Here is a 10,394-nt window from a genome sequence, read left to right on the forward strand (position 1 = left end):
GGCAATAAAAATAACGAAGTATCAAGGCGAAAAATCACCCCTCAGAGTGTAAATTTATTTTTGAACAATTCCTTAAATAAACACATATATTTTTTTGTGGCTCGATGAGCTACTCAAGTTAGTAACATTTAATGGAGTATTTGGGAGATATGAGAATAAGTAGGTTATGGCTCGTTTTGGGGCTTATAGTGGGGGTTCAATACAGCAGCTGGAGCCAGTCTACCATTTTGGATGATACAACCAAAAATGTATACGGTCCTAAAACTACCCGCTTTTTTCTGGAAAAAGACTTGCTACAAAACCGGGATACCTTACGTATGGTAGACACCAGTCTCAACGCTACGCATCAGTATGATATGGTACAACGCCTTGACAATATGTACCAAGACCTGGGGCTGATAGGTACGGCTATCCGCCCGATTTATTTTCAGATATCCGAACAAATAGGCACCCGGCTGGGAATGGACGCCTACCAACCTTATGTGCTTAGCCCTGACAAGGTAAAGTATTTTAATACCCGCTCGCCGTTTACCCAGGCGGTGTACGGGCAAAACACCAGAGGAAACCAAAAAATTCATTTTCGTTATACGCGTAATATCAACAAACGATTTAACATTGGGTTGCTTTACCGACGCGAAAACACCCACAAACAGTTTGGAGGCGAAACTACCCGCGACCTTGCCGCTGATCATCATAGCCTGGCAATACACGCTGCCTACCAAAGCAAAAACAAGCGTTATAGACTACTCTATCATTTTGCTCACCTCAACCAGATGGTGCAAGAACAAGGTGGTATCGTATTGGGTGAGTCTGACACCCTCGCCAATGGAGAAGTAAGGGTAGATAGTTTGTTTGGGTATGAACTGGAAGCCTCTCAACTGGGGCTAACGGCGCGTAGTTGGCAAACCCAAAATACCCACCGTTTATACCATGAGTATGCGTTGTTCAAACAATTACAGCTTTTTCATATACTCAACCTAAGCCGGCAACGCGACGACTACGAAGATACTGGCATCACTATCAGCACCAATCAAGACTTTTATAGGCCTTTTGCTACCGACCCCGAAATGTATGTGTATAACAGCAGTGGTACCAGTGAAGGTTTTAAGTACCGTTTGTTTGACAATATGGCAGGAGTAAAAGGCAGCATCGGTCCTATTTATTACCAAGGCTACGCCAGGGCACGCCAATACAAACTTACCCACTCGCGGGAAGGACAGGTGGAAGGGGTGACGGTTAGAGCTACTGACGATTTAATTATCAATGGGGTGACAATTCCTCAGTTTACCTTAGATTCTATTCCTACCCGCATTAACACCAACAACACCGAACTCTTTTTAGGGGGGGCTTTTGGCATAAATTTCAACCAATTTAGTCGCTTGTATGCCAGCGCTGAGTATGCTCTTACAGCACGCAGCGATTACCGAATTTCGGTCGCCTTTGAGTCAAGGGGTTTGATAGCAAAACTGCAAAGTTCGTTTACTACACCTACTTTGGCTCAGCAACGCTTTGCCAGCAATCACTTTATCTGGGACCGCACCAACCTAAACAATATGCTGGCAAACGAGGCGTCTATTAGTTATGACATTCACACCTCTTGGTTTACCGCCAGACCTTTTGGTAGCTACACCCTTATCAACGATTACATTTATTTTAATGAACAAGCATTGCCTACCCAAGCTCCTGAGTTGGTACAGATAGCAAGTGGTGGGGTTGATTTCCACGTGCGTTGGCGAAGCCTAAATATGCGCACCAAGGCGGTGTTGTCTAAATCTTTGGGCAGTACTGAGTACTTGAGGGTTCCCGAAATACTGGTTAATTCGCGTATTTATTGCGAAGACTGCCTGCTTACCAAATTGATGCATACACAAATAGGCTTTGAGGTTCACTACAAATCAGCATACAAAGCAGATGCATATATGCCCGTATCCAAGCAGTTTTATTTGCAAGACAACGTCCTCTCTCCGGCTTATGCTTTGGTAGATTTCTTTTTTAATGTACAAATTGGACGGGTGAGGGTTTTTCTTAAAATGTCGCACCTCAACCATATATTTAATAGCGACCAAGGGTATATTACTACTCCTACTTTTGTGGGTATGCGCTCTGCTTTTAATGTAGGCTTTAACTGGATGTTTTTCAATTGAGCAACGTGTTCGTAATAACCGTTCGTTTTTAGTTTAAACTTCTTTGCTGTGCATCGCTAAAAAACAGGCAAATTTAAGGGCTTGTGATGACTTATCAGTATTAACACAATAGATTATGTTAGGATTAAAATTACCCACTGACCCTCGCTGGGTCAATATTGCCGAAAAAAACATCGAAGACATATTAGTAGACCACGCTTATTGTGAACAAAAAGCAGCCTCATCGTGTATTTCGCTCATTGTACAGTACCCCGAAAAAGAGAAACTGGTAGCAATGATGACAGAAGTAGTGGCTGAAGAGTGGGGGCACTTTGAGCGGGTGCTTGCCGAGCTCAACAAGCGAGGGTTTAAACTGGGGCGCCAACGCAAAGATGAATATGTGATTAATTTGCTTAAACATATACGCAAAGGTGGGCACCCCAACGATCAGTTTTTGGACAAACTACTCGTGTGTGCGCTTATAGAAGCCCGCAGCTGTGAACGTTTTCGTTTGCTCTCGGAAGAAATTGCTGATAACGACCTCAAAAAGTTTTACTATGAATTGATGATCTCTGAGGCAAATCACTACGTAAATTTTGTAAACCTTGCCAAAGAATACCTACCCGAAGAAGTAGTAAAAAAACGTTTGGATGAGTTTTTTGAGATAGAAGCCGACATTATATTGAACCTTGAGATGCGTAGCGACCGCATGCATTAATCCTATACCCATGAAAATATTCAATTATATATTTTACCTGTTTGTAGTGGCAAGTATCACGCTCTATAGCTGCGAAAAAGAAGCCCCGGAAACCATTAACCCAAGTTTGGTAGAAGCCGAAGGTTTTATTAATGAATACGTGGCTTTGCAAAGCAGTGCTTACGATGCGCTCAACATAGTGGGCGATGTACTACTCAGAACACAAAAAGAGATACAGGCGGCCTCTACTACAGCACAAAACCTCACGTTTGACGATTGTGAGGCGCAAATAAGCATTGTAAAAACCAGCAATGACCTAGTACAAATAAGCATTGATTATGGCGAAGCTAATTGTCCGGATGCCATTACCAACAAGACCCGAAGTGGCAAAATAATAGTGCAGCAGACAGGCACTACTACCTATTATTCATCGGGGCATCAAATGTCGGTTACCTTTGATAATTTCCAACTAAACAGCCAGATATTGTCGGGCACTATAGCGGTCAAAAACACGTCTAAGTCAAGTGATTTTACCCTGGAAGATACTGTCAAACAACAACTGACCTATACCAATTTTCAGCTAAATGCCAACGGTATGCTGGGCAGTGGCTATCAGGAAAGGGGACTGGTAAAAGGGTTGCAAAGCCGTAGTATTGGCGATGACATGTACTGGTCGGATACTACCCACTTGACCATTGTTGAGCAGGCAAGTAACACCAACAAATACACGATAGTTGACCCGGAAATAGGCAAAGACCCTTTGATATTTGACATGTTTTGCTGGAACAACCAGGTATACTACCCCACCAAGGGTATTATCAACATTAGTTTTGAAAGTGCTAGTGTAAGCAAGGTAGCCACTGTAGATTTTGGCAATGGAGCTTGTGAACGTTTCAAAACGGTGACCGTAGAATAAGTAATGGTTAAAAATAGTATACACAACATGAAAAACTTAACCCTTGCCTTTGCCTTGTCGGTAATAACCATAGGTAGCATTCAGGCACAAAGGAAGTATAATCGTTACTCTCCTAAAAAAATTAAAAAAGTACACAGTTTTTTTCTTGAAGGCGGGGGCAATGCTGTATATGGCTCGGTTAACTATGACCGGGCTTTCAACTTCCGTAAATTTGCTGCCAGCGTTAGAATTGGCGTGGGGTTGTTTCCGGCGACCAACTCTGAGGCAAACTACCTTTACCCTATCATCCCCCTGGAAGGAAACCTTTTGTTTGGTAAAAAAAATCATTTTATAGAAACCGGATTGGGAGTAAGCAATATGGTTGTATACAGGAGTATAGGTCAAGACACCCCTAAGTTTATACTTTTGGGCTTTGCCCGCATTGGTTACCGCCTGCAAAAAGCCAATGGTCTGTTTTTGCGGGTGGGCTTTACCCCTATCCTTATGGACATTGCTATTAACGAACAAACCAACAACAAACGTGGTTTTGGTTTTATCCCTTGGGCGGGAATTTCTATTGGCGAGAGCTTTTAAATTAATTACTGGTTTTATGCGAACTCTTTTCACTAACAGGCTCTTAACTTACTGAAAATAAGCATTATACAAATACCTATAAACCGAATCTGTTTCTAAATCCCGGTTCATCTCATAGACGTCAACTTAGGAACGTGATCGCCCCGTAAACGGGATTTTGGGCGTAGCCCTCAACAATAACCCCAATAAGAAATTGAAGCTGTCCAGTTTAGAACATATCTTCTTTACTGACTTTCGTTACCCCGGCAGTTCCGCCGGGACTACAAGATTTTTTTCGCCGTAGCACCGTCCCACGGTCTGGCTCAACATCCTTCGGATGTTGCCTTGCCTGCAAAAGTGCCTCAGCCAGCCTTGAGTATACGCCCTCAATCTCGACACTTATTGTGAACATGTTCCTAAACGAACAATAGGGCAAATGCCAGTATAAAGCGCTGAGCTTGATTTGGAGGGTTTAAAAACCTGGCCTAAAGTAATTGCAAATTACCAAAACTGTAAGGGCAATGAAAGCACTGTTACAGACTACCAACTATTGACCAGGAAAAAGCGTATATTGCAAAATATAACTAAATATAAAAAATCACATTATAGATTTTACCTCATGAGTGAAGAAAAGAAAAACCTTACAAAACTTGCTAATCAAGTAATCAACAACCATGTATTGTGGGCAATGGGTGCCGGAGCAGTGCCTGTTCCTATTCTGGACATTGCTGCAGTTACCATGATTCAAATAGACATGCTCAAACAACTATGCGCAAACTATGATGTGCCTTATAACGAAAGCCAAGGCAAAAGTATAGTAACCGCCATTTCGGGTAGTGTACTGGCTCGTTTTGCGGCAAGCGCCATCAAGGGCATTCCTATTATTGGTTCTGCTATTGGTGGAGTATCTATGGTCATACTTTCGGGCGCTTCTACCTATGGCATTGGCAAGGTTTTCCTCAATTACTTTGAAATGGGGCAAGGCTTAGGTGATATTGATGTAGAAGAAGGCAAAAAGAAATACGAAGAGGAGTTTGAAAAAGGAAAAGAGTATGCCGTAACGCTTCATAAAGAGGGCAAGTCCAGCAACCAGGCAGAGGTATTTAAAAAGCTTGACAAGCTCAAAAAGCTCAAGGATGCAGGTGTGTTGACCGACGATGAGTTTAACAGTAAAAAAGAAGAACTACTAAGCAAGGTGAACTAAATAAGTAGTGGCAAGCCATTGGCAACCTGCCACCACTTTGTGAGATATGTAATATACAAGCCCCAATGCTGGGGCTTTTTTCATTGGTAACTGATTCATGAGCACTTACTCAAGTACTACCTGGGGGTTTCCTGCTTAAGTTTATAGCTGCGTAAAAAACCTGATATATCTACAAAAATTTAGTGCCCACTGGGTTAGCTCCTGCCTTTGCGTACTTGTTTGAGGCTCTCTAGGCACACCGTAAAAATAATGATGCTGCCCCCAATGATAGTACGCAAAGGCAACTTTTCACCAATGAGCAAAACCGCCCACACAATGCCATAAATGGGTTGAACTCCTGCAATAATGCTTTGGGTGCTGGCTTTGAAATAACGAATTTTGCTAATAAATACTGTATGCCCTACAGCGGTGGTAGCCACCCCTAACAATGCAATGTAGCCCATATTTTGCCAGCTATTTTGCCCATAGTTACCTACCAGAGCGGGCAAAAGTACCACCACCGAAACGATGAGTTGGTACAACATAACCACCGACCCCGACACGTTGCGCTCTTGCATGTAGTGCTTGCTCATGAGGTTGCGCAGAGCAAGCATAGCCGCTGCAATAACTCCTAATAAAACGCCTAGTGTAGTGTTGTTTTTTAGGCTAAACTCTGGAGTCATAATGACAATGCCCACTGCTATCAGTACTGCGCTTATCAGGTTAAACCAATCAAACTTTTGCTTAAAAAACAGTGGCTCAATCAAAGTAGTAATGATGGGATAAGTAAACAAAGATATAAAGGCAATGGCCACCGTAGACACCCCAATGGCATAAAAATAAAAAATCATGTGTAGCCCAAAAAAAGCCCCACTTATAAGCCAAAAACGGGTTTCTTTGGCTTTAGGCTTTTGCCAGAGTTTCTGAAAGTGAACATACCCTGCCAAGGCAAGCGCTGCAATGACACAACGCCAAAAAATAGTGTAGGCAGGAGTGGTAGTGACTAGTTTGCCCAATACCCCAGAAGTGCTCAAAAACACCAGCGCAATGTTAAGTTCTATTAAATGTTTGGTTTGTTTCATAAGGGGGATAAACAATAGATCATATTTGTGAATCAGTTTTTATCATTGCCTGTGTTTTCAACGCAAATGCTGAGTTCTACCTTCGGCTAAAAGTAACAAAATATCAGGATGAAAAATCGCCTATAAAACGAAAAGTTATTTTTGCTCACTCCTTAACAACCTTTTAACAAAATGAAATTTAGCAAAAATAAAGTCTAGTCTTTCATTTGTTCATTTTATAAGTAAATCAAGCATTAGTCAGTAGTTTACGCATCACAAAACATAATATTAATCCACTGATTTCCAATATGTTAACTCACTACTGTATCTAACGTAAAGAATATTGAATACCAGTAGTCAATTACGAACCATTCAAGTATCTGCTGTTAAAACCATCTGATATAAGTCAAATCCTTTTGCCCAATAGTCTTTGGTGACTTCCTGTAGCACAAAACCACACTTTTGGTAAAACTGATAAGCCAGCTGACTGGTACGCACTACTACAGTCGTTATCTCAGGTTTGGTTTTGATGTGATTGAGACGGTGTTGCACCAACTTTGCCCCCCACCCCTTTCCTTGAACTTCGGGGTGCAACATGTCCCACGAAATGCGAGCGGTTTTATCTGCTATCAAGTAGTTGATTCCCCCACAACCCAACAATCGATGATCTTGTTCGATCACAAAGTAATCTTCCAGTTCATTGGTTAGGTAATGGACGAAGTCGGCTTCTTCGGAAGGGTCAAAAAACGCAGGAGTATTGGCTTGTAACAGTTGTAGCACAGCAGTTTTATCGGCTTGGGTATAAGGTCTTATCATATCAGGTTAAGAGTTGTGATGGATATGTATTTAGAGCTGCTTCAGCAACAATTCCGCCATCAGGCTGCACCTAATGGTTTTAGGTATTTGGTACATCATAAGCAAAGTATAAGCATAAGAGTTGGTATGAGTAGGTATTTTTAGGTCAATGCCAACGCCATCTACATCTACTATCCCATTAGTTATCTTGGTTTTGCCCACTTCGTTATCCGCCTGGTACACCCGGTATTTGTTTAGTTTGTACTGCACCACCCAATAAGCAGGCAGGTGGTGGTTTGCTTTGAGCACTTGCATTGTATCACCCACAAAACGAAGCCGCCATTGAGAAAAAGGAGGAGCAATGGTTTTGGCCAAAATATCTAACCCTTTGACACTGGTTTCTATCAATGGCATATTTGCAGGGGTTCGGTAGATTTTAACAGGGCGTTCAACCAAGGCAATACTGTCTTTATTTTGCCACAGTTTTTTAGGGGTTTTAATCAATACTTGCCGCTCGTTCCAGGTAAACTTTACAATACGATTGCCTTTTTTATCTTTCACAATTATTTTTTGCCAGGAATGCGCCTTATATGCTGTTTCCCGCTGATCCGATGCTGAGTTACAGCCTGTCAGCAGTATACCACCCAGCATCAGCCAACCACCAAAAATTACTTGTAATGAATAATGGCACATGCCCATTTTTAAAACTCTTCTGGTTTTACCGAACCAAACACCAACCCTCCCAATACTTTCGGAAAGAAGTAAGTGGCTTTTGCCGGCATTGTATTTCCACTTTCGCACACATTTTTTATCTCTTCAAAAGTTACTTTGCGGGTAAGCACTGCCAATTGTTCGGTACCCTCTTGCACTTGCTTGATGCACTCATGGTAGTTTTGCGAAAAACTCAGGTACTCAAACTGGTTGCTCCAGGGAAAACCCATGATACGGTCGAAGATAAAATAATGCATTACCGACACATCCAGTTTTTTTACTGCCTCTGGTATCTCCAGGTCAAAGTCGTTGAACGCTGCATGTTTTAAAGATAAGATATAAGAACTATTCTTAAAAATAAGGACAAATTTCCAGAGATTGTCAGTAGGTGCGGCTGCTCCCAACGCTTGTTTGATGTCTTCTTTGAGGGTTACCTCAAAGTATTGTTCAAGTTTTTTCAACAATTGGGCTTCGCTCATTCCCTTTGGCAAACGGTGCACCAGGCGGTGGGTAGGCAATATGCCCAAGTCGCTCGATGCAGTATTGGTAAGCCACATCATATGATAATTGTACGGTTCGTTGCCTTGGTGATAGGGGTTGTTATTTTGAAGGGTATTTTTATAATTAAGCGAGCTTTCGTACCGATGATGTCCATCTGCCAGGAATACTTTTTTGGTACGAAAAATTTGCATAAACGTATTGACGACCTGTTGGTCTTGAATAATGCTTACCACATGGCGGGTTTGGTGGGCATCAGTAATGTCGTATATCGGGTGCTCGATACTTTCATCCAGGTAGTGTTCCAGAAGTTCTTCATCGTCGGTATACAAACCGTGGGTGGGTGTAGTATGCATATCGGTATGCTGTAGCAACCCTGTACGAAACTTTACTGCTGCGGGCACAGTCATTTCGTGAGGCAACACCACCTGATCTTCAAAATCGGAGGTTCTAATCAGGCAAACAAAACCCTTGCGACAAGACGGCTGTTGATCGCCTTTGCTCTGAAAATACTGATAATATACATAAATGCCAGGCAAGTTGTCCTGACGTATTACACCGTCTAACTTCCAGTTGCTTATTCTACGGCTAATGTTTTCAAAAGGAGGCGCGTCGCTGGGCGATGCAATGTGAAAGTTGTGGTAAGGCTCTTGATAAAGTGCCGCTTCTTGTTGTTGAAAAATGGTTTCGGATAGTGGGGCACTTAAACTGAGTAACTTTTCAGTTAAAAATTCATTGTAACGCCACGCCTTAAAAGGTAAAATTTCTGCCATACTTGATCTACACAAAGGTTCTTCTACAAGCAGCAAAAGTACAACTTTTTATCAGAAATTAATGATTGGTCAAAATAAAAAAATACCACACTCCATAGTAGCTATAAGGCTCATTTTCAGTGGGCTAAAACCGAACCTGGGCTTTGGGCAACCAGCGACGCACTTTTTCTACCTCTTGTTGGCTCAGAGGATTATGCTCCAACGAAAGGCTGGTCAGTTTGGTCAGTTTACGTATACTATCGGGCAACCGGGTAATTTGGTTGTAGCTCAAGGTTAAAAATTCCATCTGGTCAAGTTTGCCTATATCTTCGGGCAGCTGAGTTATTTTGTTATGGCTCACATCCAGCCAACGCATATTGGGCATTGCAAATACTTCGGGGGGAACCTGAGTAAGGCAATTATTTACGAGCGCTATGCGCTCCAGGCTCTTTAGTTGGGCAAAAGATGCCGGAAAACCTGCCAAACGATTACCATCAAGGTAAATACGCTTAAGGTTTTTCAAGTTACCCATTTTAGTGGGCAGTTGATCAATATTATTGAAAGGTAAAAATAAAAACTTAAGCTTGGGCAAATTACCCATTGCAGGGGGAACCGTATCGAGTTGTTGTCGGCTTAGATTGAGTTTTTCGGTATGGGCAAAAAGGCTGGTAAAATTATTGGATAGACACTCTATAATATATTTTTCGGTAAGCTCCTGATACAACACAGGGGGAATCCCATTGCCTCGCATTAGTTCAAACGCCAACGCCTGGTTTGCCTTATCGGTATTGTATAGCAAACGCTTGATTTTGCTTGTATACTCTTGTTCTTCCATTACTCATTACTAAATTTAGGTTTACCTCCTTACAATAGTCCATAGTATTTAGTCCATAGTCCGTAGCTGATCCGAGTAAATGTTCACCTTATTAAGCCCTGTAAATCAGCAGTTTATACTAAAGTTGTTTACCTACTTTATTTTTAAAAGGGGTTCAGTTTTAGGTCTACGCCGTGCAATTAAATAGCTTTTAAAGTAACTTCTCAATACGTGTTACTTAATTGTATATCAAGCACTTACAGTAGCGTATTTATTCTCTTTTTTAAGAACT

General features: G+C 41.8%; 10 protein-coding genes. 5 read left to right on the plus strand and 5 right to left on the minus strand.

Annotated elements, in window-relative coordinates; genetic code table 11:
• Positions 1-131 precede the first annotated feature (131 nt).
• The 5 genes from Q0954_RS30880 to Q0954_RS30900 all read left to right on the plus strand — a co-directional run bounded on the left by Q0954_RS30880 (position 132) and on the right by Q0954_RS30900 (position 5,492).
• A complete protein-coding gene (locus tag Q0954_RS30880) occupies positions 132-2,144 on the plus strand; it encodes a putative porin (protein WP_299464775.1) in 2,013 nt (670 codons plus the stop codon).
• Positions 2,145-2,259: 115 nt separating this feature from the next.
• Positions 2,260-2,841 (plus strand): tRNA-(ms[2]io[6]A)-hydroxylase, encoded by a 582-nt coding sequence (locus Q0954_RS30885; protein WP_299464778.1) that lies wholly within the window; start codon positions 2,260-2,262, stop codon positions 2,839-2,841.
• A 10-nt stretch (positions 2,842-2,851) separates the two neighbouring features.
• Positions 2,852-3,736, plus strand: a complete 885-nt coding sequence (locus tag Q0954_RS30890) for a hypothetical protein (RefSeq protein ID WP_299464781.1) — start codon at positions 2,852-2,854, stop codon at positions 3,734-3,736.
• A gap of 27 nt (positions 3,737-3,763) precedes the next feature.
• Complete coding sequence (locus tag Q0954_RS30895) at positions 3,764-4,309, plus strand: hypothetical protein (protein ID WP_299464784.1); 546 nt, start codon at positions 3,764-3,766, stop codon at positions 4,307-4,309.
• 598 nt (positions 4,310-4,907) lie between these two features.
• Positions 4,908-5,492 (plus strand): YcjF family protein, encoded by a 585-nt coding sequence (locus tag Q0954_RS30900; protein ID WP_299464787.1) that lies wholly within the window; start codon positions 4,908-4,910, stop codon positions 5,490-5,492.
• A gap of 194 nt (positions 5,493-5,686) precedes the next feature.
• Here Q0954_RS30900 and Q0954_RS30905 read toward each other — a convergent pair whose 3' ends face one another.
• The 5 genes from Q0954_RS30905 to Q0954_RS30925 all read right to left on the minus strand — a co-directional run bounded on the left by Q0954_RS30905 (position 5,687) and on the right by Q0954_RS30925 (position 10,123).
• Entirely contained in the window at positions 5,687-6,553 is an 867-nt protein-coding gene (locus Q0954_RS30905) for an EamA family transporter (RefSeq protein WP_299464790.1), read from the minus strand.
• A gap of 351 nt (positions 6,554-6,904) precedes the next feature.
• On the minus strand, positions 6,905-7,348 hold the full coding sequence (locus Q0954_RS30910) for a GNAT family N-acetyltransferase (protein WP_299464793.1): 444 nt from the start codon (positions 7,346-7,348) through the stop codon (positions 6,905-6,907).
• Positions 7,349-7,378: 30 nt separating this feature from the next.
• Complete coding sequence (locus tag Q0954_RS30915; protein WP_299464796.1) at positions 7,379-8,020, minus strand: hypothetical protein; 642 nt, start codon at positions 8,018-8,020, stop codon at positions 7,379-7,381.
• An 8-nt stretch (positions 8,021-8,028) separates the two neighbouring features.
• Positions 8,029-9,309: a DUF1015 domain-containing protein gene (locus Q0954_RS30920; protein WP_299464799.1), complete on the minus strand. Its 1,281-nt coding sequence runs from the start codon at positions 9,307-9,309 to the stop codon at positions 8,029-8,031.
• Positions 9,310-9,433: 124 nt separating this feature from the next.
• Positions 9,434-10,123 (minus strand): leucine-rich repeat domain-containing protein, encoded by a 690-nt coding sequence (locus Q0954_RS30925; protein ID WP_299464802.1) that lies wholly within the window; start codon positions 10,121-10,123, stop codon positions 9,434-9,436.
• Between the last annotated feature and the right edge of the window lie 271 nt (positions 10,124-10,394).

The organism is uncultured Microscilla sp. (genome assembly GCF_947493425.1).
Lineage (GTDB): Bacteria > Bacteroidota > Bacteroidia > Cytophagales > Microscillaceae > Microscilla.